The 15,156-nt window shown below is 41.7% G+C and carries 19 protein-coding genes; all 19 read left to right on the top strand.

Translation table 11 applies throughout. The features are described 5' to 3' along the window. Window positions 1–5: 5 nt before the first annotated feature. Window positions 6–551 carry a DUF3486 family protein gene (locus Q9M50_14235; GenBank protein ID MDQ7091770.1) on the top strand — a complete coding sequence of 182 codons (546 nt, stop codon included), beginning with the start codon at window positions 6–8 and terminating at the stop codon, window positions 549–551. Beyond that, window positions 551–2,107 carry a hypothetical protein gene (locus tag Q9M50_14230; GenBank protein MDQ7091769.1) on the top strand — a complete coding sequence of 519 codons (1,557 nt, stop codon included), beginning with the start codon at window positions 551–553 and terminating at the stop codon, window positions 2,105–2,107. Before Q9M50_14235 ends, Q9M50_14230 begins: the two co-directional genes overlap by 1 nt. Further along, window positions 2,107–3,645, top strand: coding sequence for a DUF935 domain-containing protein (locus tag Q9M50_14225; GenBank protein MDQ7091768.1), 1,539 nt, complete (start codon window positions 2,107–2,109; stop codon window positions 3,643–3,645). Before Q9M50_14230 ends, Q9M50_14225 begins: the two co-directional genes overlap by 1 nt. Then, window positions 3,645–4,187, top strand: a complete 543-nt coding sequence (locus Q9M50_14220) for a phage minor head protein (GenBank protein ID MDQ7091767.1) — start codon at window positions 3,645–3,647, stop codon at window positions 4,185–4,187. Before Q9M50_14225 ends, Q9M50_14220 begins: the two co-directional genes overlap by 1 nt. After that, window positions 4,138–5,121, top strand: a complete 984-nt coding sequence (locus Q9M50_14215) for a hypothetical protein (GenBank protein ID MDQ7091766.1) — start codon at window positions 4,138–4,140, stop codon at window positions 5,119–5,121. Before Q9M50_14220 ends, Q9M50_14215 begins: the two co-directional genes overlap by 50 nt. A 100-nt stretch (window positions 5,122–5,221) precedes the next feature. Then, window positions 5,222–5,641 carry a hypothetical protein gene (locus Q9M50_14210; protein MDQ7091765.1) on the top strand — a complete coding sequence of 140 codons (420 nt, stop codon included), beginning with the start codon at window positions 5,222–5,224 and terminating at the stop codon, window positions 5,639–5,641. A gap of 245 nt (window positions 5,642–5,886) precedes the next feature. Further along, window positions 5,887–6,885: a phage protease gene (locus Q9M50_14205; GenBank protein ID MDQ7091764.1), complete on the top strand. Its 999-nt coding sequence runs from the start codon at window positions 5,887–5,889 to the stop codon at window positions 6,883–6,885. 2 nt (window positions 6,886–6,887) lie between these two features. Further along, window positions 6,888–7,292 carry a hypothetical protein gene (locus tag Q9M50_14200; protein ID MDQ7091763.1) on the top strand — a complete coding sequence of 135 codons (405 nt, stop codon included), beginning with the start codon at window positions 6,888–6,890 and terminating at the stop codon, window positions 7,290–7,292. Between the two features lie 15 nt (window positions 7,293–7,307). Continuing rightward, window positions 7,308–8,219 carry a Mu-like prophage major head subunit gpT family protein gene (locus Q9M50_14195; GenBank protein MDQ7091762.1) on the top strand — a complete coding sequence of 304 codons (912 nt, stop codon included), beginning with the start codon at window positions 7,308–7,310 and terminating at the stop codon, window positions 8,217–8,219. A 3-nt stretch (window positions 8,220–8,222) separates the two neighbouring features. Further along, the gene (locus tag Q9M50_14190) at window positions 8,223–8,414 is read left to right on the top strand and encodes a hypothetical protein (protein MDQ7091761.1); all 192 of its coding nucleotides are present in this window, start codon (window positions 8,223–8,225) and stop codon (window positions 8,412–8,414) included. Window positions 8,415–8,443: 29 nt separating this feature from the next. Beyond that, the gene (locus Q9M50_14185; GenBank protein ID MDQ7091760.1) at window positions 8,444–8,884 is read left to right on the top strand and encodes a DUF1320 domain-containing protein; all 441 of its coding nucleotides are present in this window, start codon (window positions 8,444–8,446) and stop codon (window positions 8,882–8,884) included. Continuing rightward, on the top strand, window positions 8,884–9,324 hold the full coding sequence (locus Q9M50_14180; GenBank protein ID MDQ7091759.1) for a phage virion morphogenesis protein: 441 nt from the start codon (window positions 8,884–8,886) through the stop codon (window positions 9,322–9,324). Before Q9M50_14185 ends, Q9M50_14180 begins: the two co-directional genes overlap by 1 nt. Beyond that, window positions 9,321–9,857: a DUF1834 family protein gene (locus Q9M50_14175; GenBank protein ID MDQ7091758.1), complete on the top strand. Its 537-nt coding sequence runs from the start codon at window positions 9,321–9,323 to the stop codon at window positions 9,855–9,857. Before Q9M50_14180 ends, Q9M50_14175 begins: the two co-directional genes overlap by 4 nt. Continuing rightward, a complete protein-coding gene (locus tag Q9M50_14170) occupies window positions 9,854–10,432 on the top strand; it encodes a phage baseplate assembly protein V (protein ID MDQ7091757.1) in 579 nt (192 codons plus the stop codon). Before Q9M50_14175 ends, Q9M50_14170 begins: the two co-directional genes overlap by 4 nt. 9 nt (window positions 10,433–10,441) lie before the next feature. After that, complete coding sequence (locus Q9M50_14165) at window positions 10,442–10,780, top strand: GPW/gp25 family protein (GenBank protein MDQ7091756.1); 339 nt, start codon at window positions 10,442–10,444, stop codon at window positions 10,778–10,780. Beyond that, window positions 10,777–11,760 (top strand): baseplate J/gp47 family protein, encoded by a 984-nt coding sequence (locus Q9M50_14160; GenBank protein MDQ7091755.1) that lies wholly within the window; start codon window positions 10,777–10,779, stop codon window positions 11,758–11,760. The genes Q9M50_14165 and Q9M50_14160 overlap by 4 nt, the downstream gene beginning before the upstream one ends. Continuing rightward, window positions 11,753–12,892 (top strand): phage tail protein I, encoded by a 1,140-nt coding sequence (locus tag Q9M50_14155; GenBank protein ID MDQ7091754.1) that lies wholly within the window; start codon window positions 11,753–11,755, stop codon window positions 12,890–12,892. The genes Q9M50_14160 and Q9M50_14155 overlap by 8 nt, the downstream gene beginning before the upstream one ends. Window positions 12,893–12,903: 11 nt before the next feature. Continuing rightward, the gene (locus Q9M50_14150) at window positions 12,904–13,437 is read left to right on the top strand and encodes a hypothetical protein (protein MDQ7091753.1); all 534 of its coding nucleotides are present in this window, start codon (window positions 12,904–12,906) and stop codon (window positions 13,435–13,437) included. A 50-nt stretch (window positions 13,438–13,487) separates the two neighbouring features. Then, window positions 13,488–15,155, top strand: coding sequence for a hypothetical protein (locus Q9M50_14145; GenBank protein MDQ7091752.1), 1,668 nt, complete (start codon window positions 13,488–13,490; stop codon window positions 15,153–15,155). Window position 15,156 lies beyond the last annotated feature (1 nt).

The raw sequence follows: 15,156 nt of genomic DNA, 5'->3' as shown, positions 1-15,156 counted from the left end.
CCAATATGCCAAAGCGTTCACGAATAAAAAGCGAAATACCAGAAGAGTTGCGATTGCAGCTTGAAGATAAAATAATTGATAACGGATTTAGTGATTATGCTGGCTTAGAAGCTTGGTTGTCAGAGCAAGGATTTTTAATTGGCCGCTCGTCAATTCAACGGCATGGTAAAGAAGTCGAAGAGCGTATCAGGATGATCAAGGTTGCCACAGAGGCTGCAACTCAAATCGACAAAGCTGCAAAAGATGACGAGGATTCACGATCAGGCGCGGTCATCGGCTTAATTCAGACTGATATTTTTAACATCATGCTGAAATTAAAAGCCGCTGAAGGTGAAGAGGATTCGGCAGAGCGGATGAAGCTTCTCGCCGACGTTGCTAAGGCAATGGCGCAATTATCACGTGCCTCAATTAACCAAAAGCAACATGCCGCTAAAATTCGCCAACAAGAACGTGCTAAGGCCGCCGATGATGTCAGTACCGCTTTAAAACAAAACGGAATCAGCGAAGAGGTTGAAGAGTCCATTCGCCGTGTCTTGCTGGGTCGGTCGTAATGAATGACTTAAAAGAGCTAAACATCACCGATAATTTTCCCAAAGGTGAAGCGATATTATTACCCTATCAAGCCAAATGGTTTGCGGATGAGTCCGAGGTAAAGATTGCGGAGAAATGCCGTCGTTCGGGGATAACGTGGGCAGAAGCCGCCGCCAATGTGGTGACGGCTTCCAAGTCTAAAGAGCGCGGAGGGCGTAATGTCTTTTATGTCGGTTCGCGTCAAGAAATGGCTTTGGAATATATCGCCGCTGTTAGCTTGTTTGCCAAAGCTTTTAACCAATTGGCTTTGGAAGTTGAGCAGGGTATTTTTAAAGACGAAGATGGCAGTAAAGAAATTCTTAGCTACACAGTACGCTTTCCACAGACAGGTTTTAAAATCTCCGCCCTTTCCTCCCGCCCTTCAAATTTAAGGGGGATGCAAGGCGATGTAGTCATAGATGAAGCTGCTTTCCATGACTCCTTACATGAGTTATTAAAAGCAGCAATGGCATTAACCATGTGGGGCGCGAGAGTGCGAATTATCAGCACCCATAATGGTGTGGATAATGAATATAACCATTATATAGAAGATGCTAGAGCAGGACGAAAACCGTACAGTGTCCACCGTATTACCTTGGATGATGCCCTAGAAGATGGTTTGTTTAAAAGAATATGCTTTGTCACAGGTCAGCAGTGGAGCGAGAAAGCAGAACAAGCATGGCGAACTAAAACCATTGCCAATGCACCGACTAAAGACGCTTCAGACGAGGAATATTTTTGTATTCCCTCACAATCAGGCGGTGCGTACTTATCGCGCTTAATGATTGAAAAAGCAATGGTGGAAGCTCCTATTGTTCGCTTTAAAGGTGATGAGGCATTTAACGCCATGCCTGAACGCTTGCGTATTTCTGAAATAGAGTATTGGTGCGAGCAAAATCTAAAGCCGTTATTGGAAAAACTTGATACAAAATTACAACATTGTTTAGGAGAGGATTTTGCGCGGAGTGGCGATTTAACGGTACTCGCACCGCTGGCAATTGAGCAAAACCTCAGCCGAACCGCCCCTTTTTTAGTCGAACTTAAAAACGCCCCCTTCAAAAATCAAGAACAAATTCTTTATTATATTATTGACCGTCTGCCAAAGTTTAGCGGGGCGGCATTAGATGCACGAGGCAATGGGCAATATTTAGCCGAACAAGCAGGGTATCGCTATGGGGAATGTATAGAGCAAGTGATGCTAACCCAAGGTTTTTATCTTGAAAATATGCCCAAACTCAAGGCCGCTTTTGAAGACGAGCAGCTAAAAATACCCAAAGATGCTGATGTGCTGAATGATCTGCGAGCAATTCAATTAGTCAACGGCATTCCTAAAGTTCCCGATATAAAAACAGGCGATAACAAAGATCGTCACGGTGACGCGGCGATTGCTTTTCTAATGGCATGGTTCGCAAGTTTGATGGACTATAAAGAATATCGTTATATTCCTGTAAAAGTGAACACTAAAAAAGATGCGGACAGGCGCGAACGTCCGATTAACACCACAGGTGGTTTTGCCAGTTCAAAAGGAAGTTGGTAATGAAAATACTAGATCAATACGGAAAGCCCATTAAAAAACAAAGTTTGGGGAAAGAGCTGGCTAGACCGAGCCTAACAGGTGTTAGGCAAGTTTGGGGGTCGGCATCAGTAAGCAACGGCTTAACGCCAGAACGTCTAGCCACTATTTTTCAACAAGCTGAAAATGGCGATCATCAAGCGTATCTATCTCTAGCTGAAGAAATGGAAGAGCGCGATGCGCATTATGGCTCTGTCCTAAGAACCCGTAAGCTTGCCATCTCGGGCTTAGAGCTTATCGTCGAATCGGCTAGCGATGAATCAAAAGATTTAGACCTCGCCCAAGCAATCCGCGAACAAGTTAAACGCCCCTGCTTTCAAGAGGATTGTCTTGATGATTTATTAGATGCTTTAGGGAAAGGCTTCTCGGTGGTAGAAATGGTTTGGCAACGCGGTGAGTTTTGGCAGCCTGATTTTATTTGGCGTGATCCGCATTGGTTTACATGGGATAGAGAGGCAGGGGCAGAATTACGCTTATTGGATGAAAATAATTTAGTTGACGGAATAGCATTAGAACCACATCGTTTTATCACCCATAAACCAAAGATAAAATCTGGATTAACTGTTCGTTCAGGTTTAGCCCGCATGGCCGCCATTGCTTATATGTGTAAAACGTGGACATTAAAGGATTGGATGGCGTTTGCTGACGTTTTTGGCCTACCTCTGCGTGTGGGAAAATTCGGACGCGGTGCAACCGATGATGAAATAGATACTCTAATCACAGCTATTAGCAATATTGCCAGCGATGCCGGGGCGGTAATCCCCGAATCTATGGCAATAGATTTTGTGGAGTCCTCCAAAGGTGCAGGTGGTGGGGCTGGCATGTTTAAAGAGCTGGCTGAATATTTGGATAGTCAGCTATCAAAAGCGGTTTTAGGTCAAACCATGACCGCAGATAATGGCAGCTCGCAAGCGCAAGCTAAAGTGCATAATGAAGTACGGATTGATATTTTAAAAGCCGATGCCAAACGCTTATCGAATACTTTAAACCGTGATTTTGTAAAATCGTTTATTGATCTGAACTATGGCGAGCAAGCGCATTATCCGCAAATTTGCGTGTACGTGCCTGACAATGAAGATCTTGAATTATTAGCTTCTACCTTAGAAAAACTTGTGCCTTTGGGCTTAGAGGTTGAGCAGTCGGTGATTCGTGACAAGTTTGGCTTGCCTGACCCCGAGCAAGACAGCAAAGGTGATTTTGTCGGTAAGTTGCTGGGCGTTCAAACTGCCACCGCGCCCAATCATGCGAAGGCGTTTAATATGCGCCAAGCTCAAGTTCCTGATGCTATGGATTTGCTGGAAAATGAGGTCTTGGAAGATTGGGAGCAAGTGCTAGAGCCTGTGATTAATCCGATTGAAACCTTAGTCAATAAAGCCGAAAGTTATCAGGAGTTTTTAGACTCGCTGCCTAAGTTACTAGAAACCATGCAGCCTAATGAGTTAATAGAGTCCTTAGCCCTTGCTACGTTTAAAGCACGGGGTTTGGGTGATGGGGCGAAATAATGACAGGTGAAGTTTTTAAAAAGCCCGTCCCTAAAGAAGCTCTGGATTATTTCAACAGCAAAGATTTAAAGATAGGCTTTGATTATCGGGACGTCTGGCGAGCTGAACACGCTTATAGCTTCACAGTCGCTAAAGCCATGACCGTTGATATTTTAGAGGATATTCAGGGCGCGGTGTCTAAAGCTATAAAAGAAGGTAAAACCTTTCATCAATTCCAAAAAGAATTAAAACCAATATTACAACAAAAAGGCTGGTGGGGGCGTAAAGATATGCGCGACCCCTTAACAGGCGAAATTAAAGACGTGCAGTTAGGCAGCCCTAGGCGTTTAAAAACCATTTACCGTGCCAATATGCGTACTGCCAGAGGGGCTGGAAAATGGGAGCGAATCCAACGTACTAAAGCAGCATTACCTTATCTACTGTATCAATTGGGCCCCTCTGAACATCATCGACCTGAACACGTCGCTTGGGATGGCATCATGCTTCCAGCGGATGACCCTTTTTTGGCAAACGCATTTCACACCCAATGGATGGGGCTGTAAATGCTGGATTAGGCAAATTAGTAAGAAAGAATACGATAGGCTTAATAAAACGGGTAAATATTTAACCAAATCACCACCAATACATTATGAAAACTGGACAAATAAACGCACAGGTTTAATTGAACGCGTACCCAAGGGCATTCACCCAGGCTGGGATACAAACCCTGCATTTGTTCGGCAAATTAGGGAGCTAGAAAATGGCAATCTATCTAATTTATTTATTGCCTCATCAACGATTAAAGAAGCTGAAAAATATTTAATAGATAATGATATAGTAGGTGCTGTTGATTTTGGTAATATACGAGATATAGATTTAGTTAATGATTGGAACAAAGCTCTGTATGAAACCATTAAAGAATTTCCTGAGCTAAGAAAAAATCAATATTTTACAGGTTCGTCTCAAGTACAAGTTCAATTATTTCGTAAAAGAGAGATAGAAAAGCTGACTCAAAAGTTCACCGCAATGGGGCTTACCCCTGATGAGGTGACAAGGCGAGTTAAAAAGTACAAGCCGAGATTAAAAAAAGTAAGGGGTTTTGCTCAATCAATGGCTGAAGCCGGTATTGGTGGAATTGCTTTTAATGAAGCTTATGAGAAAAGTGCAGCAGAGATTGTGCGAGACGTTGCTGACTCAGGTTATTGGGCAAAAGGTTCAGGGTCTATGAAATATGTAGTAGATCATGAGCTAGGGCATCAATTAGATAATTTACTACTCATTCGAGAAAATAAAGATATTAAAAGGCTTTTCAGAAAATTAAAAAAAGAAAAGCTGCTTAAAACAGAGGTCTCAATTTATGCCGAAGAAAACGCAACCAACATTAAAGAGTTTATCGCCGAAAGCTGGGCAGAATACAGAAACTCGCCCATCCCAAGGGGATCCGCCAAAAAAGTTGGCGACCTTATCGTCAAGCAATATGGAGATAGATTTAGATAAAGCAATACAAGATGACTTGCAAAAAATTGAGGATTCTTTGGAGGAGAAAATAAGCATTTTTCCTTTACCACCTGAATATCAAATTAACGAGGATTAAGTGATGGCAAATATAGAATTATTCGATGAGTTTGTGGCAACCATTCTTAGTTACCTTTATATTAAATTTCCGCTAGAGTCTGCCTTAGATGCTAGAGAATTAAGCGGTGATAAAGAAACAGATGAGTATGGGACAGTGCTTGATAATAATAAAGTACGCTCAATGCGTTTTACTATTTGCCTTGCCACTATGGAATGGCTCATTGAAACGGGTTATATCCGCATAAAAGATAAAGGGCAATATGGTTATGGACGGGCGGTATTAACTTCTAAAGGATTGGAGGTGTTAAAAAGCACTCCAGAGAGTATCAGCAAAAATGAATCTATTGGTGATAAGCTGGTTAAGCTAATGAATGAAGGCTCACTGCAAATGGCAAAAGAAGTTGCAAAAGCGGCAGTCTCATTCGGTATTAAAATATTTTAACAAATACCAATTAACTAAAATTAACCAAAACGCGCTCTAAGCGCGTTTTTTTATTGTCTATCTATCAAGCTCCCAAAAAAACAAAATCAACCGCTAAAGGTGCGTTAGAACCGCGTTAGATTTTAAGTCTCTTATAAAGATAAGGCATTATTTACAACCTATCTTCTGCTCCCTCTTTTCCACCCTCCATTAAATTTTAAATCACTTTATTATTCAGTTACGCTAGAAATTAGTAATCTAGCGACATGAAAACATTATTACTCACCTCACTTTGCGCTGAACTTAAAACCGATAACGGCAACGTGCCGTCATGGGTAGAGCTTATTCCCGCAGGCTTGCAAGTGAAAGGCGTAGATGGCCGCCAATGGATTAATGACCAGCCGCAAACGGTACTGAACCGCTTTACCGCTTTAAAAGAACAGGGGCTTAAGTTGGTGTTTGACTTTGAGCATTCGTCAGAACATAAGGCTCCTAAAGGTGATCCTGCCCCAGCTACGGGCTGGGGTGTGGAAATGCAGGCAAGAGAGAACAGCTCTATTTGGGTAAAAGTAGACTGGACAGAACACGGTAGAAACGCGGTTGAAAAGCGTGAGTATCGCTATTTATCCCCTGTTTTAATTTATGAGAAAAACACACGCCGCATTGTCGGTATTCAAAGTGTCGGATTAACGAATAGTCCTAATCTATTAAATACCGCCCTAAATCAACAAAGTAAACATTCTAAAACGGAGATACTAATGGAATTGCCCAAAGCAATTGCCTCAGCCCTTGGGTTGGATGCTGAGGATAGCGTTGAATCCGCTGTGACAGCAATTAAAAAATTAAAAGGCGATGTCGCCACCGCAAACAACCGTGCAACTAATCCTGCGCTAGATAAGTTTGTACCACGTGCTGATTATGACGTTGCTTTAAACCAAACCAAAGAAGCAAATGAAAAGTTGGTGACTATTGAAAAGCAGGGTCGCGATAGTGAAATTGAAACCGCAATTAATCAAGCTCTAAAAGACGGTAAGATCACCCCAGCGACTAAAGATTATCATGTTGCTAATTGTCAGCAAGAGGGAGGCTTAAAACGCTTTAAAGAATTTGTTGCCGCCGCCCCAGAAATCGTAGCGGCAAGTAATCTTGACGGCAAAAAACCACCTAAACAAGACACCGCTTTAAACGCTGAACAAAAATCAGTAGCGGATATGTTCGGAAACTCCGCAGAAGACATTGCCAAATATGGCACTAAGGTAGCTTAATCATGGCTTTAACAGAAGACAGGAATACCCCGCATCAAGACGGCGAAATTTTAAACGTTCCTATTGCAGCGGGCGTTATCTGTTTTGCAGGCGGGATAGCGTGTATTAATGCAGCAGGATTTGCAGTACCTGGTACTGCAACAACAGGGTTGACTTACATAGGTCGGTTTGAAGAGCGCGTAGATAATCATCTAGGTGATGACGCTGCAATTACCATCAAAATTCGCCGCAAGAAAGCGTTTTTGTGGGCAAACTCTAGCACGGATGCCGTTACTCAATCAGCACTCGGTAAAGTTTGCTATATCGAAGATGGTGAAACTGTTTCGCTGACCGACGGTAGTAGCTCACGCTCTGCGGCAGGAATGGTAATCGGACTGGACGCTGATGGCGTTTGGGTTGAAAGTTAATTAGGATTAAAACAGATGATTGTAAACAAAGCGTCCCTTAGCAATATTTTTGTTAATTTAAGCACCATATTTAATAAGCAACTTGCGCTAACCGAAGCAACGCCGTGGCAGAAAATTGCAATGGTTGTTCCTTCAAATACCAGCCAAAATGATTACAAGTGGCTGTCTCAGTTTCCAAGAATGAAGCGCTGGGTCGGTGAGAAACACGTTAAATCATTGGAAGCTAATAATTATGTTATTGCAAATGATGACTGGGAAACCACCATTGAAGTTGATCGCAATGATATTGAAGATGATACGTTGGGGATTTATGCGCCACTGGCACAAAGCGCAGGTGAATCAGCGCGGCTTTTACCCAGTGAAATTGTCTCTGAGTTGGTCAATGGTATTTTTAAAAAACCTTGCTTTGATGGTCAGTATATGTGCGACACAGACCACCAAGTCGCTGGAAAATCAATTTCTAATAAAGGCACAGCGGTTTTATCTTGTGCAACATTAGCAGCCGCACAAGCAAGCTACGGCATGGCACGTACTGCGATGCGTAAGTTCAAAGATGATGACGGGCGCACATTAAATACCCGCCCCAATATTTTATTTGTCCCGCCCGCGCTGGAAGATACGGCTAATTTATTAATGACCACTGAGCGGTTTGAAGATGGGAAGCCTAATCCCTATAGAAAAACAGCCGAGGTTGTTGTTGATGACGGTATGGACTCCGATACAGTTTGGTTTTTGCTGGATACGACTAAAGCTGTTAAACCGTTTATTTACCAAGACCGTAAAAAACCTGTGTTTGTTTCACAAACCGATATGCAGGCAGACGATGTTTTTATGCGTAAAAAGTTTAAATTTGGCGCAGAAGCAAGAGCGGCTGGCGGCTATGGATTTTGGCAGCTTTGCTGGGGATCAACGGGAACAGGGGGGTAAATCATGGCTGTAAAAACAAAAAAAGAAACTGAAGGCGAGGCGCAAGTATTAAAGCCTTTAGCCATTCGCACCACGGGCGCAATACGATTTTGCCGTGCGGGTCGTAAATTTGGTAAAGAGCCTGTATTGGTTACTCGGTATACGCCAGAGCAATTAGCGGCATGGCAAGCTGAACCCATATTAATCGTTAAATAAACCGTCCACTTGAATGGACAGGATAAAAAATGTACGCAACGGCTCAGGATATTATCGAACGCTACACATTAGATGAGCTAATAGTCATCTCAAATAGCGATAATGATACCAGTGATGACTATGATGTAACTCAGGTTAGTCGTGCGCTGGAGGATGCCAGCTCAGAGATTGACGGCTGGCTAAGACACTGTTATGACACACCTGTTTCTATGCCGTTGGTTGGTAAATTTAGTCAGTTGACCGCTATTTGCGTTGATATTGCAGTCTGTAGACTGGGCTTCAGTATGCAGGTGGCAACGGATGAAAAGGATCAGCGATATGATAAGGCGATAAAAAGATTGGGGCTATTGTGTCCCAAAGCTAAGCAGGTCATGAGCGGCAAAGTAGAAAACTTAGGGGCAACGGGTAAGGCTAGATTAATGGGGGGCAAGCGCATGTTTAGCCGTCAATCACAGCGTGAATTACTCTAATGCCTGTTGGTCTTGATATTCAGGTTGATGCAGGCTCTATACAGCGTTTGCAAGAACGCCTACGGGCAATTCAGCATTTACCCCTGCATAGTTTGCGAGAAGATCTTGCCGCCGAGGTGGTTAGTCAAACCCAACGCCGCATCAGCGATGAAAAAACAGACTCAGAGGGTAACGTATGGGCGGAATGGTCGGAAGATTATGCTGCCAAGCGGCACTCGGATCACTCCTTATTAATGAGTGAAGGCGATTTAGTTGATGATATTCATTTTCAAGTTGAAGGTAGTCAGGTGGTTGTTGGTTCTGGTTTGATTTATGCAGCTACCCATCAAATGGGTGATGACTCACGGAACATTAAGGGGAGACCTTTTTTAGGTATATCTACTGATAACGAAAATGATTTGATACAAATTTTAGACCAATGGGCAGATAGAAATATATGAGTATTACAGATGTTTTAGACGCTATTCAAACTAAAGTTGATGAGGCTTTACCTGCGCTTAGGCGCTGTGAAGTTCATGGTGGACGATTTGATTTAAAGGAATTGCGACGAGTCGCTACTAAAACGCCTGCTGTTTTTATTTCGTTATTAGCTGCTCCTGAGATTAAGATTGTTGCAACGGGAGAGCGTGACATAACGCTGTTAATTGGTGTTCATATAGTTACATCGGATAAACCGAGATTACCGCGTAATGTGTCAGTAATCAATATTTTGCAAGCATTGCTATTATTGATACCTATTAATGATTGGGGATTAAAAAAGATTGATCCACCTGAATCAATCAACGCGCAAAATTTGTATTCAGGAGATGTTGATAAGCATGGTATTGCCATGTGGGCGATTAGTTTTAAGCAAACAGTTAGATTAGGATGCGATCTTTATCTTGAAGACGGCGTAATTCCTACGGAAATTTATTGGAGTGAATCCCCTAAGATTGGTGTGGATCATAAAGATGATTATGAGCAAATTGTATGAGTGATCAATTTAATATAACTGAAGGCGATAGACGTACCAGTAATATACTTCGGTTCGGAAAAATTGAGGAGGTTGATTACGACAAAGCTTTATTGAAAGTTCGCATAGGCGACCTTTTGAGCGCGTGGCTACCGTGGGTAGTACATCGTGCGAACAATAATGTCACCTGGCACGCATTAGAGAAAGATGAGCAAGTTATTGTTTTATGCCCGTCGGGGGAAGTTAATCAAGGGGTGGTTCTAGGATCACTATATCAAGATTCGTTTCCCAACCCGACTGAAGATAATACCGAAGATCATCACAGGATGACTTATAAAGATGGCTGTGTCGTTGAGTATGATCGCAAAAAGCATCATTTAAAAGCGATTTTGCCTAAGGATGGGACAGTTGAAATTGTCGCGGATGGTGGCATTAGTATTGCCGGTGATGTAACTGTGACTGGAAAAATTACCGCCACTGATAACATAAAATCCGAAGGGCATGTATCGGATAAAAAACGCTCAATGCAAGCTGACCGTGAAATTTATAACGGGCATGTGCACGGCGGAACACCTAAGCCAACTCCGCAAAAATAAGCAAAAATAATGAGTAGAATTGGATTTGAAAAAACAACAGGCAAGAAAATAACGGGTATAGATCATCTGCGTCAATCTATCGCCGATATTTTAACGACGCCGATTGGGACGCGAGTCATGCGGCGCGATTACGGTTCGGGTGTTCAAGATTTAGTTGATGCGCCAATGAATGAAGATACAATTATTAAAATTTTTTCAGCGACTGCTATTGCGTTAGATAAGTGGGAACCTCGGTTTAAGCTAGGTCAGTTAAAAGCAACAGAAATTACCGAAAATGGACGACTTAGTTTGACGCTTGACGGTGAGTATTTAGGTGATTTGATTAGTATTGATGGGGTAATTCTATGAGTTCTCAAGATATTTTTTTACCTGACCTGCCTGTGCCTGATGTTGTTCAAATATTAGATTATGAGGCAATCTTATCAGAGCTAAAAACGCAATTTAATGCTATTCAGCCCAACTTAATTGACGAAAATAGTCACGCCATTGTTAAATCGGCTGATTTAGTTGAATCAACTAACGGGGAGAGGTATTGGAAAATTCCTGTCGATAAAGAATCGGGGCTTTTTTATCTTGATTTAGAGAGTGACCCCGTTGTTCGATTATTAGAAGTTTCAGCTTATAGGGAGCTATTATTAAGACAGCGTATCAATGACGCCGCTTTAGCTGTGATGCCAGCTTACTGTAAAGGTAGCGATCAAGATGAGCTATTTAAAATATTTGGCTTAGAGCGTCTAATGATAAAAGAGGCTACTGATACCGAAGTCGCGATTTATGAGTCGGACGAAGCTTTTAGGCGGCGATATGCTTTGGCTTTAGATCAGTTTACAACGGCAGGTAGCGAGGAATCTTATTTGTATCACGCGCTATCAGCGGACGGTCGAGTAAAAGATGCGTCGGGTTACTCGCCCAATGCCTCAGAAGTAATTATTACAATTTTAGGGCATGATGATTCAGGCATTGCCCCAAGCTCATTATTGGCGATTGTTTCAGAAGCTCTGAATGATAAGAAAAAGCGGCCGATTGCTGATCAGCTAATTATTCAGTCAGCAGAAATCATCAGGTATTCAATTAATGTTCGCCTAATCCTTAATTACGGCCCCTCGCCAGAACCTGTGCTTGAGTTGGCACGAAAAAATTTAAACGCATTTGTTCAGTCTCATCACAAATTGGGGGCGGATATTGAATTAACTGCGATAGCTGCAAAAACGCATTTGACCGGCGTTCATAGGGTTGAGTTTGATATGAGTCTACCTATCCGTTGCGAGAAGTGGCAAGCCCCGTTTTGTACGGGTATAAACGTCACTTTTGGTGGACGTGATGCCTGAATTTAAAACAATTTTACCGTCTAACAGCACTCTACTTGAGCAAGATATTGAGCGCGTAAATCATGATGAAATTAGCGCGCTTCCTGTTCCCTTACGTGAGTTGTGGCGTGTTGATAGTTGTCCCGCTGAATTATTGCCGTGGCTGGCTTGGGCGTTATCAGTTGATGTTTGGAGTGATACCTGGACTAATGAAATAAAACGTAACGTCATTGGAAATAGCGTTGAAATTCATAAGTACAAAGGCACGTTGTACGCTGTTGAATTAGCTATTAAAAGCCTCGGCATTGATGCGGCGGTTAGTGAGTGGAGCGATGATAGCGAAAAAATAGGGCGTGGGCGTTTTAAAGTTGATATTAATAATGATTTAAAAAATATTGCTACCAACTCAAGCCAAATTGCACTGAAAAAATTTATAGATCGATCTAAACGATTGTCAGCGCATTATGCAGTTAGCATTAATAGCAATGCTGATTCAATGATAAAAATCAGGGCGGCGACAGTAGGCGTTGCCAATGATTTGCGTGAGTTAAGAATTGATGAGAAATCAACCGCAGCGCGATTTAATCAAATTTCAGGGCTTTACACTATTAATGATGACTCATTGCCTGCATTAGATGTTAATACCCTTAGCAGTATGGGGGCAGGTTTTTTCTCACTTAATTACAGTGAGCAAAATAAAAAAAAATCTCTGGTTAATATTGTCTCAAACTGGACAGCTCAGGAAATCGAAAATTTAAGTAAAGATTTATTTGTGCATCAGCATGTTACCGCTGGTGGTATGAGTATGATTTATCACGATAACGAGATTACTGTTGATGATGATTTGACAGTTGAAAGTTCTGTAAGCGTCAATGCGTTTATTAATGTTAATGATGATGCGAAGCCTATTGTTTACTCATCAAGTTTATCAGGTTTTGGCGGTCAAATCTTAATGCTTAATTATGCTGAGAAACCGCATATTGAGCCAATGACAACGATCTTTTCAAATCAATCAATCACCCATGAAAGTATTGCAAGCAGTGTCGTCTCGGCAGGCGTAGTCGGCATTGTAGAGGACAATGGAGATGACGTTGTTAGTGTGCTGGGTCATTTAAATGTTTCAGCAGGATTTATGGTTTTACAAAATTTTTAAAGGGGGGAGTAATGGCAATAGGATCAATATTAAACATCACTGATGAGGGGATTAATGCTGAAACTCAATCGTTAAGTACGGGTGTGATGCCGATCATCAAAGATTTCGTGATTGACGGGGGAGCAGCGTATGACGGCTATGATGCAAGGCACTTAATTTCTGAGGTTTACTCGCTACCCATCTTGGCAAAAAATGACTCTCAAGCTGGCCTAACTGAGTTTAAAATTTCAATTCCGCCCGAGGTTGAGTTTGATTTAAGAGGATTTGCGCTAAGGCTGGATGACGGGACTATTTATGCTTACTCGCGCTACGTACCGCAGACGGATGGCATTTATAAATCAAGGGGGATGGGTTTGCAGTTTCATTTAGTTCTAGCGCGTAAATCTGATGTTACTTTTGATTTTACTTACTCCCCATTGGATATTGGTCAGATGGCAACGGAGCTAACAACTAAAGCTCGCGAGGCTCTTGATCTCTATCTTGAAGGTGATTTTCTCGGTTTTTTACAATTAATCGACGGTGTAAGACGAACTCAAAACGATTAGCAATTTCAAATTAACGCGATTAAAAAACATTTAAAAATAGGTGAAAAATAATGGCTATTACACTAGCAACAGTAATTGAGAGTTTAGATAAAACGGGGCGCATCACAAGCGAAGTTCTGAAAAAGTTACCGATGCTTTTAACTGAGGAAGGCGATGTTCCTTTTGACCTAGGCGGCGTTGACCCAACAATCGTCCCGTCTATTTTGAAGCTACAAGCGGCGATGGAGACTGGTGGGCTTGGGGAGTTGCGAGGGCGCACAGAAAGCCTTGACGCAACAATAAGAGGAATCATTTTGCAGCTGGGTCGAGTTGCATCAAAAGTCGGCATCTCACCAAACACACCCTTTGCTACTAACCTAGATATGACCCTCGAAAACAAAGATTCAAATTCGGGTGATCCCTTGTATCGTGCGTCTGTTGATGACGGTGTGCATTTTCCGTTTGACGCTAGAATTAATAATAAGGTTGTCAGACAGTTATCGTCAGAAGGAGTAGAGATTGGGGGGCATTTAATGCCAAAATTTACTCCCGTTATCGATAAGCGTTGGACGTTAGCATCATCCTATGTTGATGTTTCAAGTTACGCCGCTTTTTATCGTTACGTAACAAGAACGGTCTGGTATTACTACCGAAATTATTATGGATACTATTGGTATTGGAGATATTATTATAGTGGATATTATCCATACACATATACGTATAAAGTAGCAGGAAAACCGTTGGAAGGAAGTATGGTAGCGCAGACTTTTCAAGTAGATAAACCTCGTGTTGTTATTGGATTTGATTTTAAAGTCGCCTACCCCGGGAGAGATAGAGTGGCAGCAAAACCCTCTTTAATTTTAGTTGAGACAGCTTATGGAATGCCGGATTTAGATAATGTTATTTGCGAAGGCGTTTTTCGCGAAGATGCGGCATTATCGAATACCGGGATTTTGGAGGGTGTTCATGTTGATTTAGAGCATCCCGTATTGCTAGAAGCAAATAAATCTTATGCTTTTATTATAAAGTCATCTGCAAAATGGCTTCAATGTTATTCTCTTAATCAAGACTCTCGGGGCGGAACTTTTTACACGCAAGACGGAAAATTTTGGACATCTGATTTAAAAAAAGATTTGGCTTATTCTTTTGTTTTTGCAGATTTTGGCAGTAATTCATCTCATGTTATAAAATTAAATAACTTATCTGTCCCTGGTGGGATCGCATCAGTATCTATCAAAAAATTAATTCAAGAGTCAAGCGAAACTAATTTTAAAATTGAGATTCTTTTGGGTGAAGTTTGGCAAGAAATAAGTATTCTCAATGAGCTATCTAATTTGCCAGCTTATGTCGAAGTTAGATCAGTTTTCAACGGTAATAAAGATGTGATGCCCATAGTGAACTCACAAGTTAGTGAGATTGTCGCTTTTCGGCCTGCTGATAAGTTAAAATTTATTAGCAGAGAATTTAAAGCCATAGGTCAGAAAACTTTGAAAATGAGTTATGAGCTTACTGGTTTTAATGAGCTATATCATAAGTTTTTACCTAAAGTTAGTGAGGGTAATAATATTATCAATCCTCTTACCATGACCTCACAAGCATCAACCGATGGTGTCGTGACAACAGTAGATGCTACATTCAAACTCGAAGGGACAAGCGGTTTTAGCATTATTGTCGATGCTGAAACTTTAGTCGCTACTCAGTTATTTGATGTCAGCGGAATTATGATTTTGAAAAATTAAA

This window comes from Methylococcales bacterium (genome assembly GCA_030949405.1).
Classification (GTDB): Bacteria; Pseudomonadota; Gammaproteobacteria; order Methylococcales; family Methylomonadaceae; genus WTBX01.
The sequence above is the reverse complement of the archived record's forward strand: the minus strand, read 5'-3'. Positions and strand labels throughout refer to the sequence as shown.

Excerpts from the sequence above, each read along its gene's own strand:
- Q9M50_14235 (MDQ7091770.1), top strand. The coding sequence starts at position 6 with ATGCCAAAGCGTTCACGAATAAAAAGCGAAATACCAGAAGAGTTGCGA.
- Q9M50_14230 (MDQ7091769.1), top strand. The coding sequence starts at position 551 with ATGAATGACTTAAAAGAGCTAAACATCACCGATAATTTTCCCAAAGGT.
- Q9M50_14225 (MDQ7091768.1), top strand. The coding sequence starts at position 2,107 with ATGAAAATACTAGATCAATACGGAAAGCCCATTAAAAAACAAAGTTTG.
- Q9M50_14220 (MDQ7091767.1), top strand. The coding sequence starts at position 3,645 with ATGACAGGTGAAGTTTTTAAAAAGCCCGTCCCTAAAGAAGCTCTGGAT.
- Q9M50_14215 (MDQ7091766.1), top strand. The coding sequence starts at position 4,138 with ATGACCCTTTTTTGGCAAACGCATTTCACACCCAATGGATGGGGCTGT.
- Q9M50_14210 (MDQ7091765.1), top strand. The coding sequence starts at position 5,222 with ATGGCAAATATAGAATTATTCGATGAGTTTGTGGCAACCATTCTTAGT.
- Q9M50_14205 (MDQ7091764.1), top strand. The coding sequence starts at position 5,887 with ATGAAAACATTATTACTCACCTCACTTTGCGCTGAACTTAAAACCGAT.
- Q9M50_14200 (MDQ7091763.1), top strand. The coding sequence starts at position 6,888 with ATGGCTTTAACAGAAGACAGGAATACCCCGCATCAAGACGGCGAAATT.
- Q9M50_14195 (MDQ7091762.1), top strand. The coding sequence starts at position 7,308 with ATGATTGTAAACAAAGCGTCCCTTAGCAATATTTTTGTTAATTTAAGC.
- Q9M50_14190 (MDQ7091761.1), top strand. The coding sequence starts at position 8,223 with ATGGCTGTAAAAACAAAAAAAGAAACTGAAGGCGAGGCGCAAGTATTA.
- Q9M50_14185 (MDQ7091760.1), top strand. The coding sequence starts at position 8,444 with ATGTACGCAACGGCTCAGGATATTATCGAACGCTACACATTAGATGAG.
- Q9M50_14180 (MDQ7091759.1), top strand. The coding sequence starts at position 8,884 with ATGCCTGTTGGTCTTGATATTCAGGTTGATGCAGGCTCTATACAGCGT.
- Q9M50_14175 (MDQ7091758.1), top strand. The coding sequence starts at position 9,321 with ATGAGTATTACAGATGTTTTAGACGCTATTCAAACTAAAGTTGATGAG.
- Q9M50_14170 (MDQ7091757.1), top strand. The coding sequence starts at position 9,854 with ATGAGTGATCAATTTAATATAACTGAAGGCGATAGACGTACCAGTAAT.
- Q9M50_14165 (MDQ7091756.1), top strand. The coding sequence starts at position 10,442 with ATGAGTAGAATTGGATTTGAAAAAACAACAGGCAAGAAAATAACGGGT.
- Q9M50_14160 (MDQ7091755.1), top strand. The coding sequence starts at position 10,777 with ATGAGTTCTCAAGATATTTTTTTACCTGACCTGCCTGTGCCTGATGTT.
- Q9M50_14155 (MDQ7091754.1), top strand. The coding sequence starts at position 11,753 with ATGCCTGAATTTAAAACAATTTTACCGTCTAACAGCACTCTACTTGAG.
- Q9M50_14150 (MDQ7091753.1), top strand. The coding sequence starts at position 12,904 with ATGGCAATAGGATCAATATTAAACATCACTGATGAGGGGATTAATGCT.
- Q9M50_14145 (MDQ7091752.1), top strand. The coding sequence starts at position 13,488 with ATGGCTATTACACTAGCAACAGTAATTGAGAGTTTAGATAAAACGGGG.